This is a genomic window from Nonomuraea sp. NPDC050383 (genome assembly GCF_044459125.1).
GTDB lineage: Bacteria > Actinomycetota > Actinomycetes > Streptosporangiales > Streptosporangiaceae > Nonomuraea.
The window spans coordinates 95,165-114,460 of record NZ_JBITIP010000016.1; the positions used below are offsets into that span (position 1 = coordinate 95,165).

General features: G+C 69.5%; 19 protein-coding genes and 2 pseudogenes. 4 read left to right on the forward strand and 17 right to left on the reverse strand.

Going from position 1 to position 19,296, the window contains the following annotated elements:
- Positions 1 to 107: 107 nt before the first annotated feature.
- Positions 108 to 707: a TetR/AcrR family transcriptional regulator gene (locus ACIBG4_RS32470; protein ID WP_397205146.1), complete on the forward strand. Its 600-nt coding sequence runs from the start codon at positions 108 to 110 to the stop codon at positions 705 to 707.
- Between the two features lie 60 nt (positions 708 to 767).
- Here the strand turns inward: ACIBG4_RS32470 and ACIBG4_RS32475 are convergent, their stop codons facing one another.
- From ACIBG4_RS32475 to ACIBG4_RS32505, 7 genes and pseudogenes are all read right to left on the reverse strand, one after another.
- Positions 768 to 1,634 carry a nucleoside hydrolase gene (locus ACIBG4_RS32475; protein WP_397205148.1) on the reverse strand — a complete coding sequence of 289 codons (867 nt, stop codon included), beginning with the start codon at positions 1,632 to 1,634 and terminating at the stop codon, positions 768 to 770.
- Between the two features lie 247 nt (positions 1,635 to 1,881).
- Positions 1,882 to 2,172: pseudogene (locus tag ACIBG4_RS32480) on the reverse strand (Gfo/Idh/MocA family protein); the annotation flags it as partial.
- Positions 2,173 to 2,229: 57 nt separating this feature from the next.
- A complete protein-coding gene (locus tag ACIBG4_RS32485; protein WP_397205150.1) occupies positions 2,230 to 3,333 on the reverse strand; it encodes a Gfo/Idh/MocA family protein in 1,104 nt (367 codons plus the stop codon).
- The gene (locus tag ACIBG4_RS32490) at positions 3,333 to 4,082 is read right to left on the reverse strand and encodes a sugar phosphate isomerase/epimerase family protein (protein WP_397205152.1); all 750 of its coding nucleotides are present in this window, start codon (positions 4,080 to 4,082) and stop codon (positions 3,333 to 3,335) included. Before ACIBG4_RS32490 ends, ACIBG4_RS32485 begins: the two co-directional genes overlap by 1 nt.
- A 32-nt stretch (positions 4,083 to 4,114) precedes the next feature.
- Positions 4,115 to 4,900 (reverse strand): carbohydrate ABC transporter permease, encoded by a 786-nt coding sequence (locus ACIBG4_RS32495; protein ID WP_397205154.1) that lies wholly within the window; start codon positions 4,898 to 4,900, stop codon positions 4,115 to 4,117.
- A gap of 91 nt (positions 4,901 to 4,991) precedes the next feature.
- A complete protein-coding gene (locus ACIBG4_RS32500) occupies positions 4,992 to 5,915 on the reverse strand; it encodes a carbohydrate ABC transporter permease (RefSeq protein WP_397205156.1) in 924 nt (307 codons plus the stop codon).
- A gap of 7 nt (positions 5,916 to 5,922) precedes the next feature.
- Positions 5,923 to 7,281: pseudogene (locus ACIBG4_RS32505) on the reverse strand (ABC transporter substrate-binding protein).
- A 163-nt stretch (positions 7,282 to 7,444) separates the two neighbouring features.
- On the opposite strand from ACIBG4_RS32505, the gene ACIBG4_RS32510 reads away from it, so the two are divergent.
- The gene (locus tag ACIBG4_RS32510) at positions 7,445 to 8,116 is read left to right on the forward strand and encodes a TetR/AcrR family transcriptional regulator (RefSeq protein WP_397205158.1); all 672 of its coding nucleotides are present in this window, start codon (positions 7,445 to 7,447) and stop codon (positions 8,114 to 8,116) included.
- Between the two features lie 324 nt (positions 8,117 to 8,440).
- Positions 8,441 to 9,643 (forward strand): endo-1,4-beta-xylanase, encoded by a 1,203-nt coding sequence (locus ACIBG4_RS32515; RefSeq protein ID WP_397205160.1) that lies wholly within the window; start codon positions 8,441 to 8,443, stop codon positions 9,641 to 9,643.
- Positions 9,644 to 9,837: 194 nt separating this feature from the next.
- Here ACIBG4_RS32515 and ACIBG4_RS32520 read toward each other — a convergent pair whose 3' ends face one another.
- The 10 genes from ACIBG4_RS32520 to ACIBG4_RS32565 all read right to left on the reverse strand — a co-directional run bounded on the left by ACIBG4_RS32520 (position 9,838) and on the right by ACIBG4_RS32565 (position 18,332).
- On the reverse strand, positions 9,838 to 10,275 hold the full coding sequence (locus tag ACIBG4_RS32520; RefSeq protein WP_397205162.1) for a nitroreductase family deazaflavin-dependent oxidoreductase: 438 nt from the start codon (positions 10,273 to 10,275) through the stop codon (positions 9,838 to 9,840).
- On the reverse strand, positions 10,266 to 11,525 hold the full coding sequence (locus ACIBG4_RS32525) for an NAD(P)/FAD-dependent oxidoreductase (protein WP_397205164.1): 1,260 nt from the start codon (positions 11,523 to 11,525) through the stop codon (positions 10,266 to 10,268). Before ACIBG4_RS32525 ends, ACIBG4_RS32520 begins: the two co-directional genes overlap by 10 nt.
- Positions 11,522 to 11,842 carry a 2Fe-2S iron-sulfur cluster-binding protein gene (locus ACIBG4_RS32530; protein ID WP_397205166.1) on the reverse strand — a complete coding sequence of 107 codons (321 nt, stop codon included), beginning with the start codon at positions 11,840 to 11,842 and terminating at the stop codon, positions 11,522 to 11,524. The genes ACIBG4_RS32525 and ACIBG4_RS32530 overlap by 4 nt, the downstream gene beginning before the upstream one ends.
- A gap of 5 nt (positions 11,843 to 11,847) precedes the next feature.
- Positions 11,848 to 13,062, reverse strand: a complete 1,215-nt coding sequence (locus ACIBG4_RS32535; RefSeq protein WP_397205168.1) for a cytochrome P450 — start codon at positions 13,060 to 13,062, stop codon at positions 11,848 to 11,850.
- On the reverse strand, positions 13,062 to 13,964 hold the full coding sequence (locus ACIBG4_RS32540) for an SDR family NAD(P)-dependent oxidoreductase (RefSeq protein ID WP_397205170.1): 903 nt from the start codon (positions 13,962 to 13,964) through the stop codon (positions 13,062 to 13,064). Before ACIBG4_RS32540 ends, ACIBG4_RS32535 begins: the two co-directional genes overlap by 1 nt.
- A 17-nt stretch (positions 13,965 to 13,981) precedes the next feature.
- A complete protein-coding gene (locus ACIBG4_RS32545; protein ID WP_397205172.1) occupies positions 13,982 to 14,893 on the reverse strand; it encodes an SMP-30/gluconolactonase/LRE family protein in 912 nt (303 codons plus the stop codon).
- A 13-nt stretch (positions 14,894 to 14,906) separates the two neighbouring features.
- Complete coding sequence (locus ACIBG4_RS32550) at positions 14,907 to 15,854, reverse strand: alpha/beta hydrolase (protein ID WP_397205174.1); 948 nt, start codon at positions 15,852 to 15,854, stop codon at positions 14,907 to 14,909.
- Positions 15,851 to 16,714 (reverse strand): SDR family NAD(P)-dependent oxidoreductase, encoded by an 864-nt coding sequence (locus ACIBG4_RS32555; protein ID WP_397205176.1) that lies wholly within the window; start codon positions 16,712 to 16,714, stop codon positions 15,851 to 15,853. The genes ACIBG4_RS32550 and ACIBG4_RS32555 overlap by 4 nt, the downstream gene beginning before the upstream one ends.
- Positions 16,711 to 17,844, reverse strand: coding sequence for a serine hydrolase domain-containing protein (locus ACIBG4_RS32560; protein WP_397205178.1), 1,134 nt, complete (start codon positions 17,842 to 17,844; stop codon positions 16,711 to 16,713). The genes ACIBG4_RS32555 and ACIBG4_RS32560 overlap by 4 nt, the downstream gene beginning before the upstream one ends.
- Positions 17,845 to 17,954: 110 nt before the next feature.
- Positions 17,955 to 18,332, reverse strand: coding sequence for a nuclear transport factor 2 family protein (locus ACIBG4_RS32565; protein WP_397205180.1), 378 nt, complete (start codon positions 18,330 to 18,332; stop codon positions 17,955 to 17,957).
- Positions 18,333 to 18,465: 133 nt separating this feature from the next.
- On the opposite strand from ACIBG4_RS32565, the gene ACIBG4_RS32570 reads away from it, so the two are divergent.
- Positions 18,466 to 19,260 (forward strand): enoyl-CoA hydratase/isomerase family protein, encoded by a 795-nt coding sequence (locus ACIBG4_RS32570; protein WP_397205182.1) that lies wholly within the window; start codon positions 18,466 to 18,468, stop codon positions 19,258 to 19,260.
- Positions 19,261 to 19,296 lie beyond the last annotated feature (36 nt).

Sequence of the window (19,296 nt, forward strand, 5' to 3'; positions counted from 1 at the left end):
TGGCGCGCTCGCCCGCCAGAGGACTTCTATGTGGTCGTTCAATAAGTCGGTCAGCCCACAACGTACGGCATTTTGTGCACGCGGTCAAAAAGTCGTAACCTGGGAATATGGCACGGACAGGACGCCCCCGCGCATTCGACAAAGACCAGGCCCTGGAGCGCGCTCTCCTGCTGTTCTGGTCCCGGGGCTACGGAGCGACCTCCGTTCAGGACCTGGTCGACGCGCTGGCCCTGGAGCGGGGCAGCCTGTACGGCGCCTTCGGCGACAAGCGGAATTTCTACCTGGCAGCGGTCCAGTTGTACTGGGACACCTACGAGCGCCAGCTAATCGCGGCACTGGAGGCCGGGCCGGTGCTGCCGGCGCTGCGCGAGGTGCTCGCCACTCCGGCCCGGACGCACGAGTACGCCTCCGATGCCGGCAGTCCGCTAGGGTGCATGATCGGCAACACCACCGCCGAACTTGTTCCGCAGGATGCCGAGGCCCGCGAAGTCGTAGCCCGCTCGCACACCCGCTTCACCCAGATCGTCGCCGACGCCCTGCGGCGCGCGCAGGCCGACGGCGAGGTCACCCAGAGCGCCGCCCCCGAGGCCCAGGCACAGCTACTGCTGTTCACCGTCCAGGGCCTTTCGCTGGTCTCCCGCGCAGGACTCGACACGGCCGCCGCGCTCACTGCCGTCGATGCCCTGATCGACGCCCTTCGCGCTTAGGCCATCCGATAGAGCCGAATGACAAGGCCTCCCAGCTGACCAGCCGGGAGGCCTTGTGTGTCAGACCGGTCGGGCGCCGAAGGCCCGGATCTTGGCGAACATGTCCTCAAGCAGGAAGCGGACGTCGACGTCCTCGCAGACCCAGATCGGCTTATTGGAGCCTGCCAGCAGGGAGCCGTCGGCGCCGAAGCGAGGGGCAGGCCGGACCCGGAGACTCCCGCTCTGCGGGAAGAGCATCAGCGCGATGGCCGGCGAGTCACCCAGGGACCGGGACTCGATCGGCTCCAGGTTGTGGGTCGCATTCCACTCGTGTAGCTGGTCGATCAGGTAGCGCCCCAGGGGACCGGCGCCGCCGATCTTCTCCTCCAGTTCGGCGTAGCTCACCGAGACCTTGGTGTAAACGTCCCTCGGCACCTGCCACAAGGTGATCCCTGAGCCGAACACGACGTTCGCGGCGTGGAGGTCGTTGGAGAGGTTGAACTCGATCCAGGGGCCTTCGTCATAGCCCCGATATCCCGGGCCGCCTGTCCAGATCGCGACGACCGGACGGCGGACCAGGTCCGGGTCCAGCAGGATGGCGGAGGCCAGGTCGGTCAGGGGTCCGAGGAAGGCCACATAGAGCGGGTCCCGGGCGATGGCGAGCTTCGACTCCTCGATGATCAGTCGCGCGCCCGGGGACTCCGCCGGGGTCCACTCATCCGGCAGAGCTGCCGCCGCGCCGTCGGCCACGGTGACAGCGCCCCGCAGGCCAAGGAGGTCCAGGAGGAGGTCGATCTCTTCGCGTGACTCCTCCATGCTCCGCTGTGTTCGTCCCGTCCCGAAGTGCGCCGGAATCAGCCCACGCACGTCGAAGGTCGGCGACAGCAGCCCGTGGACGATGGCGAACTGGTCGTCCGCCTCGTTCTTGGCGTCGCTGTTGATGATCACTTTTCGCTTGCGCATGACAGCCTCCGATTCCGGCGAGCGTCACCGTGGGCAGGCGAGCCAGTCCTGCTGGTAACTGGCCCGGACATGGCGGATCTGGCCGATCCGCCCAATCACGCACCAGTTGCCGGGCCAGCGCGAGCGCGGGGACCCGGCAGTAGTTGAAGCCGACCATCGAGCGGACCCCGCGGGCGGCGGCCTTTTCCGCCGCGTCAGCCATGGCCTCAGCCTCGGCCACCGTGTTGGCCAGCGGCTTCTCGCACAACACGTGCTTGCCGGCGTTCAGCGCGGCGACCGCGATCTCGGCGTGCGAGTCCCCGGGCGTGCACATGTCGATGAGGTCGATGTCGTCCCTGCTGATCAGGGCCCGCCAGTCGGTCTCGGCGGACTGCCAGCCCAGGCGGCCTGCCGCGGCCCGCGTCGCGGTGCCGTCGCGGCCGCACAGGGCGACCAAGGCGGGCCGCAACGGCAGGTCGAAAGCGTGCGCCGCCGTACGCCAAGCGTGTGAGTGGGCGGCGCCCATGAACGCGTAGCCGACCATACCCACGCCGAGAACCGATGTTTCTGCCTTGAGTGACACTGGTCTTTCTCCTCCTGCTCAGACGGTGCGGGCCAGCGGATCCCAGTCCGCAGCCAGCACGTCGGGCGCGGTGAAGGTGGTCCGGACCGGCACGAAGCTCCCGGTGTCGGCGGAGGCCGTGATCGCCTCCATGACGTCGAGGACGTGCAGTGCCAGCTCGCCGGATGCGCGCGGCCGGCCGCCGTTGCGGATGGCCCGGGCCATGTCCAGGACGCCGAGGCCACGGCCCTGGGCCGCCCCGGTGGCCGGGATGACCGCCCAGTCGTCGGCGTCCGCGGTCTGCACGCGCACATCGCCGTCGAAGCGGTTGGGGTCGGGAGTCGCGAACGTCGCCTCGGTGCCGGTGATCTCGACGAAGCCACCGCGCCGCAGGGGCGAGTCGAAGCTCATCAGCAGGGTGGCCGCCTGGCCGCCCGCGTAGTTGATCAGCGCGGCGACGTGGGTCGGCACCTCGACGTCGAACGAGCTTCCGGCCTTGGGCCCGGCGCCGATGACACGTCGGTCGTGGCTGCGCCGGCCCAGCGCCGCCACCGAATCCGCCGGCCCGAAGATCGTGGCCAGCGCGGTCAGGTAGTAGGGCCCCATGTCGTACAGCGGGCCCGCGCCGCGCTGGAACAGGAACGCCGGGTCGGGGTGCCAGCGATCCGGCCCGGGATCCTGCAGCAGGGCCAGGGCGGTGAGCGGCGTGCCGATGGCACCGGCCTCGATCAGCCGCCGCGTGGTCTGCAGCCCGGCACCGAGTACGGTGTCCGGAGCGCAGCCGACCAGCACGCCCGCCGCGTCCGCCGCGTCGAGCAGGCCCCGCCCGGTCTCGGTGTTCAGGGCGAGCGGCTTCTCGATCCAGACGTGCTTGCCCGCGGCGATGGCCTCCGACGCGATCGGCGCGTGCGCGGCGGGAATGGTCAGGTTGACGATGAGTTCGACCTCCGGATCGGCGATCGCCTGCGCCACTGTGCCCGCCCCCGGCACGCCGTACTCGGCCGCCTGCGCCTTGGCCCGCTCGACGTCCAGGTCGGCGCAGAAGACCACCCTCAGATCGGGGAATGCGGTGAGGTTGCTCAGGTACGCATCGCTGATGTTGCCGCAGCCGACGACCGCGACACCGACGGGTCCGCGCGTCATCAGGCACCCTGCCGATGCTCGGTCAGCCAGGCCAGGCTGTCGCCGACGGCGGTCAGCATGTCGGTGGCGCACCGGTCGAGTTCGACCACGTGCCAGGTCGCCGACGGGCTCGCGGCCAGGATCTCGGCCACCGGCATCCGTCCGGCGCCCACGGCGGTATTCGGGTCGTCCTTGGTCACCGGGCCGTCCTTGACATGCAGGTAGCGCACCCGGTCGCCCAGCCGTCCCAGCAGCGCGGGCACGTCCTGCCCGCCGACCGCCGCCCAGTACGTGTCTATTTCCAGCAGCACGCGATCGTCCAGGGCGTCCGCCAGCACCTCCAGGGCGGGATGACCGTCCACGATCGTCGAAAGCTCGAACTCGTGGTTGTGGTACCCCAGCCGCAGGCCCTCGTCGGCGAACCGGCGCGCGGTGTCGTTCAGCTCCCGCGCGAGCTCGCCGATGCCGGCGGCGTCGGTGAACCGCTCGGGCGGGGCGTAGGGAAGGATGACGGTGTCGGTGCCCAGCGTCCTTGCTGCGGCGACGACCTCGCCGGTCTGCTCGCCGGAGAGCATGACATGCATGCTGCACACGGTCAGGCCGGCCCGTGCCAGATCGTCACGTAGCCCGTCGGTGTCGGCGAGCACGTCGTACGCCTCCACCGCCTGGAAACCGAGGGCGGCCACCTGGGCCAGCGCTCCGGGACGGTCGGCGGCCAGTTGTTCACGCAGGGTGTACAGCTGCACGGCAGGGGGGTTGATGGTGGTCAACTGGTCGAACTCCTTGGATGGGTGCTGAAGGGTCAGCCCTTGATTCCGGACGCGACGACGCTCCGGACGAAGTAACGCTGGGCGAACAGGAAGATCAGCAGCACAGGTATGACGTAGAGGCCGGCCGCGGCTGCCTGCACGGTCGGCAGGGGGTTGCCGCGCGGGTCCTGATACCAGGCGGTGATCGCCACGGAGAGCGTGGTGTGGTCGACGTCGAGCAGCAGGGCGGGTGCGATGTAGTCGCCCCAGCTCCAGGTGAAGGAGAGCAGGAACGCCGTGACGAGCACGGGACGGGACAGCGGCAGGAAGATCGTGGCGAAGATCCGTCCCCATCCGCAGCCGTCGATGATCGCGGCATCCTCCAGCTCGCGCGGGATCGCCGCGAAGAACTGCCGGAACAGGAACACCAGGAAGGGCGAGGCGGCCAGCCCCCACAGGACCCACGGCCAGTAGGTGTTGACGAGCCCTATCCGGGAGAACAGCACGTAGGTCGGCAGGAGCGTCAGCACCTGCGGCAGCATCATGGTGGACAGCAGCACGAGGAACATCGCGCGCTTGCCGGGGCCTCGCAGCCGGGCGAATCCGAATCCGACCGCCGCGCTGGACAGGGTGATGAGTACCGCGTAGACGGTGGCCAGGAACAACGAGTTCATCGCGTAGGCGGGGAAGTTGATGTCGGTGAGCGCGTGGACGAAGTTGCTCCACTGCGCCTGGCCGGGAAGGATCTTGGTGGGTACCGCAACCCACTCCTCGCGGGTCTTGAGCGCGGCCAGCAGCAGCCAGAAGATCGGGCCTATGAAGACCACGGCGAGCGTCAATAGGAGGATGTAGACGCCGCCGGCGCTCCGGCGTTTGCGCCGCGGCCTTCCGCGGGACGCCGCAGCTCGGCTGGCAGGCACGGGACGGCTCCTAACGGTCTGCATCGCTGTTCACCTCGTAGTGGACCCACCAGCGGCTCGACCGCTGGACCAGCAGTGTGAAGGCGAGAATGATGACGAAGAAGACCCACAACATCGCCGAGCCGTACCCGAAGCGGTTGCCGAGGAAGAACTCCTCCCAGACCTGCACCATGTACAGGTGCGTGCTCTGCGGCACCTGACCGACTCCCGAGATGCTGTTGGTCTCGGCCAGCAACAGCGGCTGGACGACGATCTGGAGGGTCGCGATGATGCCGGTGACCACCTGGAAATACAGGACCGGCGAGATCATGGGTACTGTCACGTAGCGGAACGCCTTCCAGCGGCCGGCGCCGTCCACCCGGGCGGCGTCCTCCAGTTCCTTGGGGACGCCCTGCAGCGCGGCGAGCATGATGACCATGCCGCCGCCGAGGCCCCACAGGGTCAGGATGATGAGCGCGTAGAAGGCCATCGGGTCGACCAGCCAGGTGATCCCGTCCAGCCCGACGGATTCGAGGAGGGCGTTGAGGACGCCGGCGTCGCGGTTCAGGACGAGCTTCCACATGATGGCCGTCGCGACGACCGGCACGACCGACGGCAGGTAGAAGACGGTGCGCCAGAGCCCCACCGCCTTCAGGCGGCGGTTGAGCAGGACGGCCAGGCCGAGCGAACCGGCGACGCTGAGCGGTACCACGATCGCGGTGTATCCGATGGTCCTGAGCAGAGCCGCCCAGGCGTATTCGTCTCCGAGCAGTTCGACGTAGTTGCGGAAGCCGACCCAGCGCCAGCGCGGCGAACTGCCGTCGAAGTTGGTGAGACTCACGGCGAACGCGTACACCAGCGGTGCGGCGGTCAGGAGCAGGAAGCCCGCCACCCACGGGCCGACGAACAGATAGAAGGTCCTCTTCGGGTAGCGGGACCAGGTGCGTCGTGCCATGCCGGGCTCAGCCGATCCGCTCTTTGCCCTGCTTCAGCAGCTTGTTGATCTCGACGGTCACCGCCGCGCAGGCGGCGTCGACGGTGAGCTCCTTCTTGATGGCTCGTTGCAGTTGCTTGTCGATCGCGACGTTGCACGCGTCGGTCGTGACGTACGGCGATTCGGGCAGGGGCGCGGCGTACTGGAGCTCGTTCTGGGCGACGGTGTAGGCCTGCTTCTGGTAGGGCAGATCCTGCGGCAGCTTCGAGGCCAGGGACTTCAGCCCCGGCAGCCCCCATCCGCTCTTGGCTCGCTCCTCGGCGGGCGGGCCGGCCATGAAGTACTCCATCAGCTTCCAGGCGGCGTCCTTGTGCTTCGCCTCCGCCGGGATCCACGCTCCTTGACCGGAGTAGCTGGCGCTGACCCGCTTGTCCCCCATGATCGGGGCGGGCGCCATCCGGATGCTGCCGTTCAGCGCCTTGTCCTCGATGAAGTTGCCGCCGAACCAGTAGCCGTCCTGCGTGATCGCCATCCGCTTGGCGCTGAAGGTGGACATGTCGGAGCCGTCCGGCAGCGGGTTCAGCGACGTCGGGCCGACACCCGCTTGGGCGAAGTCGACGTACCACTGGAAGGCGCGGCGGGCGGCGGCGAAGTTGAAGTCGATCTCGGTCAGGTCCGCCTTGTACAGCTGGCCGCCCTGCTGGAGGACCATCGTGGCCATGGGGCCGATGAGGCTCCACGCCCACTCCAGGCCGAGGCCGAAGACCAGGGTCTTGCCGCCGTCCTTGACGGTCAGCCGCTTGGCGATGTCCAGCAGCTCGTCGTAGGTCGCCGGCTCGGTGTCGCTCAGGTACGGCACCTTCGCCTTGTCGAACAGGGCGGTGTTGTACCAGAGGGTCGCGTCCTGGCTCCAGTCCTTGACGATGCCGTAGTAGCCGCCCTAGCCGATCTTGCTGCCGTCCCAGCGGAAGCTGTCGTTGACGGGCTGTAGGTCGTCCTTCTTCAGCGCCTGGCTCTTGTCCAGGTAGGGGGTCAGGTCGGCCGCGAGGCCGCGGGCGTTGGTGTTCGCGCTGCCCACGGCGGGGCCGATCACGATGTCCGGCGGGTTGCCGGAGGCGAGCATGGCGTTGAGGCGGGTGGGGTCGTTCTCCAGGAACTGGATCTTGATGCCCGGGTTCTTCGCCTCGAAGTCGGCGATCTGCGCCTTGGACAGGTCCTGGACGCCGAACATCATGGTGAGGGTCACCGCGCCCGCGCCGGCCGTGTTCCCGCCGCTGGGCGCCTTGCTTGACGGGCCCGCGTTGCACGCTCCAAGCAGGGGCACCCCCGCGACTGCCGCTGCGCCGGCCAGTAACCGGCGCCTGCTGATCGATGCGGAATTGGTCATGTCGACCTCCTGGCCACGGTGGGATTCAGGCTCTTTCGAGCCGTCCCGGGGTTGGGTTGAGGTGACAGTACAGCGAAAACCGTACACATGCTACATTTTGCTTCGGCTAGATTTCCCGCAGATCAACTTGTCGTAACCAGGCCCCCATCAGCGAGGAGCGCCCGTGACAACCCCGCCCGAGGCCGATCCCCGACGCGCGGGCAAACCCGCCCGCATTCGAGGCCCGTATGCCAAGTCGGCCCAGAGATCAAAGGAGATCATCGAAGCGGCCACGACCGTCTTCGCGACGCACGGGTACCGTGGCGGCTCGTTGCGCGACATCGCGCGGCAGCTTGATTTGAGCTTGACCAGCATCGTTCATCACTTCGGGACCAAGTACGAACTCCTCGAAGCAGTTCTGGAACGGGCGGACAAAACAGTCGGTACGGGCTTCGCCGCCTTCGACTTCGAGGCGGATTGTGCCGAGCACGGTGTAGCCCTCGCCACCCTGGAGCGGGTACGGTCCAACCTCGAACGACCGGAGTTGCTCAGGCTCCTGGCGATTCTGGCTGCCGAGTCGTCCGCCCCGGAGCATCCTGCCCACGACTGGTTCATCAACAGATACCGGAGCAAGCGAGAATCGCTCGCCGCGGCGTTCGCCTTCGACCGGACGAAGGGCCGAATCGACAGCGGGCGCGACCCCGAACTGCTGAGTGAATTGCTCATCGGCACGTGGGACGGGCTGCAACTGCAATGGCTCATCGATCCGTCCACCGACATGGAGCGCGGCATGCGCGCCTTCTTTGAGTGGGCGATTCCTGAGTCGCTGCCGGGTGGTGATGAAGTCACGAGCTGACCGGGGTCTCCTCGCCGGCCTGGCGTTCTTTCGGCATGCCCATTGCCTTGCGCAAAACCCGTGCACCAAAGGCAAATTCCGTGAAAGTTATTTGCGGCATTGACAGCGGAGAGCGGCCGTGTTTCGATGTGCGACTAAATCGGGGATTACGCCAATGCTTGTGCCTCCTTCAAGGATCACAGGGCCGGAGGAATTCCGTTGGAGCGTCATCAATCACCCGCTCGCGAAGCAGATCAGTATTCGTCCCGAAGCTGTTCACCTACTCGATCACGAGCCCTTCACCGTCGCGGATTCCGTCAACTCAGAGCGTTCGCGATTGCCGCTGTGCTCACGCTCGTCACCAGCGCGTACATCCCCGTAGCAGCGGCTGACGCGGCGGTCATCAGACTGCGGGAGAAAGCCGCTGAAGCGGGGATCCTCATCGGCTCCGGGGCGGTCAATCCCCACTATCTCGACGACCCGCAGTTCGCTCGCATACTCCCGCAGCAGTTCAACAGCCTGTCGCCCGAGAACGAGCTCAAGTGGTCCTTCGTACAGCCACGACAAGGTGCCTTCGAGTTCACGGGGCTCGACCGGCTCGTCGACTTCGCGGAACAGCACGACATGGCCGTGAAAGGCCACGGCCTCATCTCCGGCTGCTGCAACCCGGCCTGGCTGGAGCAGATCCAGGACCCGGCCCGGCTCCGCGCCGCGATGACCACCCACTTCCGGACGATCATGACTCGGTACGCGGGGAAGATGGACCGGTGGGACGTCGCCACCGAGGTATTGTCCACCTTCGGTGGTACGGGGCTCGCACAGAATTACTTCTACCGGGTCCTCGGCCCCGATTATCTCGCCGAGGCATTCCGCATTGCGCACGCCGCGGACCCCGGCGCCAAGCTGTTCATCAACGAGTCCCTCGTCGAATTCTATCCGGCGAAGCGCCAGGAGCTTTATGGCCTCGTTTCCGACCTGGTCGCCAGGGGCGTGCCCATCGACGGCGTGGGCCTCGAAACGCACTTGACCCTGTCCCCGCCCGACCCCGGTGTCATCACCGGGATCGTGAACTCGTACAAAGCGCTCGGGCTCGAAGTCGCCATCACCGAGATGGACGTTCACCTGAACCCGGACGCGAATCACGATACGGACCAGGCGCAGATCTATTGGAGCGTCGTTTCCGAGGCGCTGGCCGCCGGAATCCGGGATATCAGCTTCTGGGGCTTCACCGACAAGTACGCCTTCACCTGGATTCCCGGCGCCAGGCCACTGATGTTCGACAAGGACTACAAGCCGAAGCCGGCCTTCTTCGCCACCTGGGCCGCGCTGGCGCTTCACTCATGGGTCTCGGCCCAGGGAGCTTCGGGGTCGGCCGGGAGCATCGCGCAGGCGCTCGTCACCTCCGGCACCCTCGACGCCAGGGACGCCCCCAAGCTGACGACCATGCTGAAGGCCGCCGCGAGTGACCTGGGCGCGCGCAACGCCAGGAGCGCCGTCTCCAGGGTTCAGTGGGATCAGGTTCGCGTAGGACCTGTTCGACAGCGGTGATCCGTCGCCCGGCCATGGGCAGGGTCGACCTTTCAGCTCAACGGCCGAGCTGAGCGCGATCGGCCCGAATCGACAGAGCCACCGGATCGGAACGCGATCCGGTGGCTCTCCCGATGGGGATGCCCAGCCGCGTGTTTCGGCATGCCGGCGCTGCAGGTCGTTCCCCTTGCGTGCCATCTCCCGCCGCACCCCTGTCAGGAGGATGGCTCGAGGACGAAGACCGGGATATCGCGGTCGGTCCGCTTGCGGTACTCCTCGTAGTCGGGCCAGGTCTCCACGGCCATGGCCCACCACTTCTGGCGTTCTTCGCCGTCGACCCGGCGGGCGACGTAGTCGCGGACGGCTACGCCGTCCTGCAGGGAGACGTGCGGGTCGGCCATGATGTTGTGGAACCAGAACGGATGGGTGGGCGCCCCTCCCTGGGAGGCGACGACGGCATAGCGAGTGCCGTCGGTGACCCGCATCAGCGGCGTCTTGCGGATCTTCCCGGACTTCGCGCCTGTGGTCGAGAGGATGACGACGGGGCGGCCCTGCAAGGTTCCGCCCTCCGCGCCGCCGGTGCGTTCGTAGAGCTCGACCTGCTGGGCCACCCAGTCGGCGGGGCTCGGTTCGTACTTCCCCTTCAGGGGCATGGCGACTCCTTCGTGTTGGCGAGGTGTTCTTTCAGCGACCGGCTGGTGTCCGTGGCCATGGTCCGTGGCAGGCAGACGCCCTCGCCGAGAGCCCGGCGTACCGTGAGGAAGTCGGCGGGGCTGTTGACGCATTCGGCGGCGACCAGCCGTGACCCCCGATAGCGCAGCGTCGTGTGTTGCCCGGGGCGTCGGCCTCCGCGGGGCACGATCTCGTCGTCCGGCCGGGCCAGTCCGGCGATCTGCAGCTTGAGGCCTCCCTGGTCGGACCAGAACCAGGGAACGCCGCGGTAGGGGCGGTGCAGGCCGACCAGCGTGCCGGCGGCCGAGGTGGCCTGCTCGACGGCGTTGTCGACGCTTTCCAGCCGCAGCCGCGGAGCGTGGTCCGCGGCGAGCGAAGGATCGGGGAGGTTCGCACAGTCCCCTACGGCGATGGTGTGGCCGTCGGAGGCCAGGGAGCAGGCGTCAACGACGATGCCGTTGTCGCAGTGCAGGCCGGCGGAGCGGGCGAGTTCGTCCCGTGGTTGGGCGCCCACTCCGACGACCACGAGGTCTGCGGGCAGTTCGTCGCCGTTGTCCAGTTCGACCGCGACGACTGCGCCATCCATGCCGCGCAAGCGGACAGGGCGCAGTCCCGTGCGGATCCGCACGCCGGCCGCGCGGTGCGCGATGGCGACGATCTCCGCCGTGGTCGTGCTGACGACGCGATTCATCAGCGCGGGTGCGGCTTCGACCACCGTCGTCGGCACGCCGGCCGCGGCGGCGGTGGCGGCCACCTCCAAGCCGATGAAACCACCGCCGATGACGACCAGGGCCTTGGCGGTGGCCAGGCGCCCGGCGAGGACCTGCGCGTCGTGGACGTCGCGTAGCGTCAGCACGCCGCCGAGGTCGGCGCCCTCGGCCGGGAGGCGGCGGGGACGCGCGCCGGTGGCCAGCACGAGACGGTCGAACCTCCAGCGGCGGCCGGTGGCGGAGGTGGCCGTGCCCGCGCCGTCGCCGGCGAGATCGATCCGGTCGATGTGCTCCTCGGTCACCAGATCGATGCGCTGCTCCAAGTAGAAGGCGGCGCTGCGCAGCGCGAGTGACGTGAGCGATGCCTCGCCTTTGAGGAACGCCTTCGAAAGAGGCGGCCGGGCGTAGGGGGCGTGCGGTTCCTGCCCGATGAGGGTGATGGAGCCCTCCCAGCCCAGGTCTCGAGCGCTGCTCGCGAACTGCACGCCGGCTTGGCCCGCGCCGACCACGAGCAGGTTCACAGCTGGGCTTCCGGGACGGTCACGCGGACCTCCTGGCTCTCGCGCAGGACGAGCTGGCACGACAGGCGGGAGTTGTCCTGGCGTTCGGTGGCGGCACAGTCGAGCATCTCGTCCTCGTCGTCACTGACGGCGGGGAAGTCGTCCGCGTTCTCCTCGGCGAGGAAGACGTGGCAGGTCGCGCACGACAGGGAGCCGCCGCACTGGCCGACGATGCCGGAGACGCCGTTGCGGACCGCGGTCTGCATGACCGAGTCGCCGGCGGCCGCTTCGACCACTTCCTGGCGGCCGTCGGGCTGGGTGTAGAACACTTTCGGCATCGCGCTCACCAGGTGACGGGCAGTTCGGTCATCGGCTGGGTCAGCACGTCGTAGCGGACGACGGGCTCGCCCGCGAGTCGCAGTTGCGGGAGCCGCTTGAAGATCTCTGCCATGCCCACCTGCAGCTCCATGCGGGCCAGCGGCGCGCCGAGGCAGTGGTGCATGCCGTAGCTGAGCATCAGGTGCGGGTTGTCGACCCTGGTGATGTCGAAGCGGCCCGGATCCGGCACGACGTCGGGGTCGTGGTTGGCGGCGCCCGGGTCCATGCTGACCGCCTCCCCGGCGGCGATCAGTTGTCCGTCGATGACCACGTCCTCCGTCGCGACGAACGGCACCAGGCCGCCCCCTCCCCCGACCGGGCCGCCCATCATGAAGCCGCCGTGGCGCAGCACTTCTTCGGCGGCCGTGGGAGCCAGGGCATCGGGGTCGGTCAGGAACAGCTCCCGCTGCTCGTCGGAGCGCAGCAGCGACAGCACGCCGGTGGTCAGGAAGTTGGCGGTGTTGTCGAAGCCTCCCACGATGAGCAGGAACGCGATGGGCAGGATCTCGGCGTCGGTGAGCGTCTCGTCCCGCTCGTGGGCGTGAGCGAGGGAGCTGAGCAGGTCGTCCCGTGGTTCCGCCCGCCGCTTGGCGATCAGATCGGTCATGTACGCGGCCAGCTCGCCCATGTCCGCGGCGATCTCCTCCTCCGATTTCCCGGCCACCGACAGGGTGGAGGAGCTCCAGCGCTCGAACTTCTCCCGGTCGGACGACGGCACGCCGAGCAGCGAGCTGAGCATCTCGATGGGCAGCGGCACGGCGTACTCGGCGACCAGGTTGCGCACGCCGCCGCGGGCGATCATGCCGTCGATCAGCTCGTTGGCGAAGGCGACGGCCGAGTCGCGCATGTCGCGTACGCGCCGTGGCGAGATCGCCTTCTGCACCAGCCTGCGCAGCCTGGTGTGCTGGGGCGGGTCCTCGAACTGCAGCGTCGTGCGCAGGAAGTCCGGGAAGGGCACGAAGAACGGCACCTCCCGCTCCCCCGTGCGGAACGGTTCCCGGACGAAGCGCCGGTCGCCGAGCATCTCCCGGGCCGCCCGGTTGCGGTGCACGATCCAGACGTCGCCGCCGTACGGCATGGTGACCTTGGTCATGGGGCGGTCGGCCATGAGGCGCCGCAGGTGTTCCACGGCCTCGGCGGGTGGCCGGGGCGCGAAGGGGAACTCGATGGGGGTGGTCATCAGCTCTCCGTCGAAGTCAGGGTGATGGTTTCCGGCCGCGCCTCGGGGGTGAGGGCCATGATCTCGTCGAACCGTTCGGCCACCGTCTCGATGGTCAGGCCGGGCTCGTGGATGCCCTGGGTGGTGACGACGGCGATCCGGTTGACGATGCCGCCGGCGGCGTTGAAGACCTCGCCGCTCACCCGGCAGGAGGGGTGGACGAGGTAGGCGGCCACCGGGGCCACGTGCTCGGGCAGGAGCTGGGTGCGCAGGTACTCCATCACGTCGGGAGGCAGCGAGTCGGCCGAGTTCTCGGCCATGCGGGTGCCGGCTCCAGGCGCCAGGGCGTTGACCAGCACACCATGCGGGGCGCCTTCGATGGCGAGGTTGCGGGTGAGGGCGAAGACCGCTCCCTTGGAGCTCCCGTAGTGGGTCATCAGCGGGTTGCCGAGCATCGCGGCGGAGACCGTGTTGACCACCCGGCCGGTGCCGGAGGCGATCAGGTGCGGCCAGGCGGCGCGGCAGACGTGCAGCGAGCCGAAGAAGTGCACGTCGAGGTGGCGCCGGTACTCCTCGATCGGGATCTCGTCGAAGTGCCCGGTCCGGACGATGCCGGCGTTGTTCACCACCGCGTCGAGCCGGCCGAACTCGGCCAGGGCGGCTTCGACCACGGCGGCGGCACCGACTTCGGTGGAGACGTCGGCGCGGCAGGCGACGGCCCGCCCGCCGGCGGCACGGATCTCGGCGACGACGTCGGCGGCCGGGTCGTCGCCCTCGACGCCGGAGCCGTCCACGCTGGCCCCTAGGTCGGCGACGACGACGCCGGCCCCGCGGGCGGCCAGCAGCAGGGCATGCGCCCGGCCGATGCCGCGTCCGGCGCCGGTCACGATCACGACGCGGTCGTCGAAGGAAAGCTGGTCCATCTGGGGTCCCTTCTCGGTCATGGACGGTTGGCTCCGCCGCTCACCTGGACCGGGACCTGCCAGATGGTCCCGCGGCGGTTGCGGCGGGACTCCGCCCAGTCCATGACGTCCAGGCCGGCGCAGATGTAGAGGGTGCGCCGGTCGGCGCCGCCGAGGACGCACGCGGGCGGCAGGGCCTCGGCGGCGTCGAACGGCACCACGTCGGTGATGGCGCCGCCCTCGACGAAGCGGGCGACGGCCACGCCGGGCATTCCCGCCCAGACGCCGCCGTCGTCGTCCAGGCAGATGCCGTCCGGTAGGGAGGGCGTAACGGCGAAGACACGACGGCCGTCCAGCCGGCCGAAGGCGTCGCGGTCCAGCACGGTGATGCGGTTGGCGAACGCCTCGGCGGTGAACACGTGGCGTCCGTCGGCGGTGATCGCGATGCCGTTCGCGCCGGACATGCCGCCCAGGCCGGTCAGGGCGTATGCGGTGCCGGCGGGTTCCACGACCAGCAGCGGCGAGTCGCGCGGCTCCTCCCCCTGGAACAGCTCGAAGCCGAGCTGGGTGACGTAGGCGCGGCCGTCTCCGTCCACGACCATGTCGTTGATCGGTCCGCTCGCCAGCTCCCGCAGGTCGGCGTGGACGGTGAACCGCTCGCCGTCGAAGGCCAGGACGAGCCGCTCGTGCATCGAGGTGACGATCAGTCTGCCGTCGGGCAGCCAGCCGAACCCGCCGGGGATGACCTCGGTGCCGTTGACGGACGTGCGCTGCGACAGGTCGGCCACGGTGTGCGAGGTGCCGTCGTCGTCGAGGCGCACGATGCGGTGGGCGTACATGTCGCTGAACCACAGCGCCCCGTCGTGCCAGCGGGGGCATTCGGCCCACGTGTACCCGCTCGACAGCCGTCTGGCTGCCAGTACGCGGGCGTCGGCGAACGGATCGGCCACAGGTTCTCCTAGGTCAGAAGGGCAGCGGGTGGGCGAACTTGGCGCGCAGCAGCGCGCCGATCTCGGCGACGGCCAGCCGGCCCCTGGCGAGGTGGTCGGACTGCGCGAGGAAGCCGTGGTAGGTGCCGGGATAGCGGGTGTGGGTCGTCTGGACGCCGGCCTCGCGCAGCCGGCGGGCGTAGCGTTCGCCCCAGTCCCTGATCGGGTCGGATTCGGCCGTCACCACGATGGCCGGTGGCAGGCCGCGCAGGTCGGCGGCGTAGGCGGGGATGCGGTAGGGGCTGTCCGGGTGGCCCTGTCCGGAGTCGGCGTTCTCGTTCAGGAAGAGGACGTCGTCCCTGCTCAGGATCGGCGCGTGCGCGTACTCGGTCATCGACCGGGCGGCCAGATCCCGGTCGATGCCGGGATAGGCGAGCACCTGGCAACGGATCGCCGGCCCGCCTCGATCCCGCGCGGCCAGGGCCACCGCCGCCGCCAGGGTGCCGCCCGCGCTGTCGCCGACGACGGCGAGCCGGTCCGGGTCGATAGGCAGGTCGGCGGCGTGTTCGGCGGTCCAGACGGTGGCGGTGTAGGCGTCGTCGAACTGGGCGGGCGGCGGCGACTCCGGCGCGAGATGGTATCCGACCGACACGACCGTGGCGCCGCTGTGGTGGGCCAGGTGGCGGGCCAGCGGTTCGAAGGAGTGGTTGGAGCCCAGGCACATGCCGCCGCCGTGGAAGTAAACCAGCACCGGCGCGTGCTCGTCGAGGGTCGGGCGGTGGACGCGTAGCGGGATCTCCCCCCACGGCCCGTCGATCGAGTGGTCCTGAGTGGCGGCCATGACGGGCAGGTCCGCGGGCAGCGGCATCGTCTCCATGGCGTGCCGGATCGCGGCGAGGCCGCGCTCGCGCATGGGCGGCACATCGGCCAGGGCCGCGGCGATGGCGGCGGCGTCCGGGTCCAGGTGGAAGGGCGAGGTCATGAGGCAGGGACGGAGAACTCGCCCTGCGGCAGACGCGGGGCACGGCGGTGGGTCAGGGTGTCGGCGCGTTCTGCCATGGCGTCGGCGACGAAGGGCTGCGACAGCAGGTAGAACTCGTCCGCGGCGGCCTGGTCGAAGAACACCCGGGCGGCGTCGAGCGGGTCCATCGCCTGGGCCTTGATCTGCAGCATGGCCGCGCGGTGGTCCTCGGCGGCGGCGACGTCCCCGTGTTCGACGGCGCCGGCGGACTCGAAGATGTTCGAGGCCACGGCTCCGGGAAGCACCGCCTGGACGTGGACGTGATGCCCGTGTCCGGCGAGCTCGACCTCCTGGCGCAGGCATTCGGTGAGCGCCAGGACGGCGTGCTTGCTCATGATGTACGGCGCCTGCAGAGGGCTGGCGCTGACCCCGCCGATGGACGACAGGTTCCACACCCACGACCGGCCCTGCTCGGCCATCATGCGCGGCAGGAACGCCTTGATGCCGTGGAAGACGCCGCTGATGTTGATCGCCACTAGACGCTCCCAGTTGGCCACCGGCGTGTCCCACAGGTAGCCGAACTGCTCCACGCCGGCGTTGTTCACCAGCAGCCGGACCGGGCCGAGCTCGGCGACAGCGGTCTCGGCCAGGCGATCGAGGGCGGCGGCGTCGCGCACGTCGCAGACGACGTCGAGGGCGCGGGCGCCGTCCTGCTCCAGCTCCGCCCGCAGGGCTGCGATCGCCCCGGCGTCCACGTCGGCCAGCGCCACGGTCATGCCGAGCTCACGGGCCGCATATCGGGCCAGGCCAGCGCCGATCCCCGCACCCGCCCCGGTGATCACCGCGACGCCGCCGCCGAACAATTCTCGTGCCGTACTCATCGCATGCTCTCCTCACGCTCGGCGACGATCTCGCGGATGGCGCGCACCACGGGCTCGAAGGCGCCCACCGGGGCGTCCATGTTGTTGTGGCAGATGGCGACCGCGATCCGGTCGCGGAGATCGGCCCAGGCGACGGAGCCTCCCGCGCCGGGGCTGTAGATGACGGAGCGGTGGTCGCCCACGAGCGGGTCGGAGGCGCCGGCCTCGCCACCGAGCCAGAACCCGTTCGCGCCGAACCACACCGGGATGGTCAGCACCTGGTCCGGGGCGTGCGCGTCCGTGCGCGGGCGGGTGAACCTGGCGACCCTGTCCGGCGACAGCAGCCGGACGCCGTCAAGTTGCCCGCCCTCGGCCAGCATCGCGAAGATCCTGGCCACCGAGCCCGCGGTGGCGATCGCGCCCGCGCCGGGGTCCACGGCCTGCTGCATGACCGGCTGATTGTGCACGTCGGAGCCGGGGAAGACGGCCTGGGGGCTGATGTTGTGCTCGTCGGTGATCGCGAACGCGTTGCCTCCGTACAGGGTGGCCACCCGTCCGAGGTCGCCGTCGGAGACCCCGAGGTGGAAGTCGGTGACGCCGAGCGGCGCGCAGATCTCCTCGGCGACGAAGACGTCGAAGGGACGGTGCGCGGGATCGGTGCGGCGCACGACCTCGCCGGCGATCCAGCCCCAGACCAGGACGTGGTAGGCGCTGGTCGTGCCCGGCTCGTGAAGAGGGGTGAAGCCGGCGATCTGGTCCGTCATCCAGTCCCAGTCGGCCAGCAGCTCCGGGGTGACGCCCTCGGGCATCTGCGGGATTCCCGCCCGATGCGACAGTGCCTGCTCGACCGTGATGGTCTGCTTGCCGTTGGCCGCGAACTCCGGCCAGTACCGGGCGATCGGCGCCTGGAGGTCGACCAGCCCGCGCTCGGCCTGCAGGTGGAGCGCCGCCGCGGTGACGCCCTTGGTCACGGAGAACACCGGGAACAGGGTGCGCTCGTCCACGGGTGCGCCGGTGGCGACGTCGGTGACCCCGGCGACGGCGTCGGCGATCAGCTCGCCCCGGTGGTAGGCGGCGACGGCGATGCCGATCTCCCCCAGATCGAGCGCGCGATCAAGGGCCTTGCTGAGGCGAGGGTCGGTGGTTGTCATGTGCTGTCCCCCTGCGGTGAGCGGCATCGCTTACGGGCTGGTGACCCGACGCTAGGGCTGAGGCGACGCGGTCGCGGGACGGTGTTCCGGTGAGTGGACGGCTATGCGCCTCAGGTCGTCACCTCGCGGCGTGCCAGGAGCCAGCGGCCGTCCTGGCCGCGTCTGAGCTCGTCCCGGTAGGAGCCTGCGACGGCAATCGCCGGCGGGCCGGACGATACGAGCAGGAAGTAGGACGATGCCGTGGCGCGGTCGCCGGCGGCGTGCACCTCCAGGTTGGTGATCACGTGCCGGTTGCCCGACTCCGGGCCCGCGTGTCCGAGCTCGCGCATCTGGGTGAGCCCGGCGACGGTCTGCTCGCGTCCGCGCCAGTGCGCCCCGGCCATCGTCCACTCCACGTCATCGGTGAGCAGGGCGCCGAGATCGTGCGGGGTGCCCTCGTCGGCCAGCCGAGCGAACGCGTGCAGGAGGTTGGCGATATCGGAAGTCATGGATATGCACTGTCCCCTTGATCGCTCGCCGTCCGGTGGCGGACGTCCACTGAGCGGACACCTCGGTGGGGGCGGTGACCGGTGTCGGGCAGCTTAGGAGGCGAACTCATTCCCGACGGTGTGGAGGCCGTTCGTGCAAGCAGACACCGCGGCCCGTTCAGGGCCGGACCTGTCGGTCACGGTGGAGAACGGGGTCGGGCTCCTGGAGATGCGCCGGCCGCCCGCCAACTACTTCGACGAGCACCTCATCGGCCTGATCGTGGACGCCGCCCGCGAACTGGACGACAGGCCAGAGTGCCGGGTCCTCGTCCTGGCGTCCGAGGGTAAGCACTTCTGCGCCGGCGCCGACTTCGGGACGGGCGGCGGTTTCGACAGCGACCGGGTGGCCGTGTCGGAGCGCCTGTACCGGCGGGCAGCGGAGCTGTTCGAGATCAGGACGCCGATCATCGCCGCCGTCCAGGGCGCCGCCGTGGGCGGAGGGCTGGGGCTGGCGTGCGCGGCCGATTTCCGGGTGGCCGATGAGCACACCCGATTCGTCGCGAACTTCGCGATGCTGGGCTTTCACCAGGGGTTCGGGCTGAGTGTGACGCTGCCGGAGATCGTCGGCCGGCAGGCGGCAGCCGACCTGCTGCTGAGCGCCCGTCCCGTGCGCGGCCGGGAGGCACAGTGCATCGGGCTGGCCGACCGGCTCGCCGAGCCCGGCCGGCAGCGCGAGCACGCGCTGGCCTGGGCCCGTGAGCTGGCGTCGGCGGCACCGCTGGCGGTCAGGTCGATCCGCTCGACGTTGCGTGCCGGTCTCGCGCGCCGCGTCGCCGAGGCTCTGGAGCACGAGCTGGCCGAGCAGGCGCGGCTGTGGGCGACCGCGGACTGCGCCGAGGGCATCGCGGCGAGTCTGCAGCGTCGGCCTCCGGTGTTCCGCGGGGAGTGACCACGTCAGGGGTGCGGGCTGCCCCGCATCCCTGAC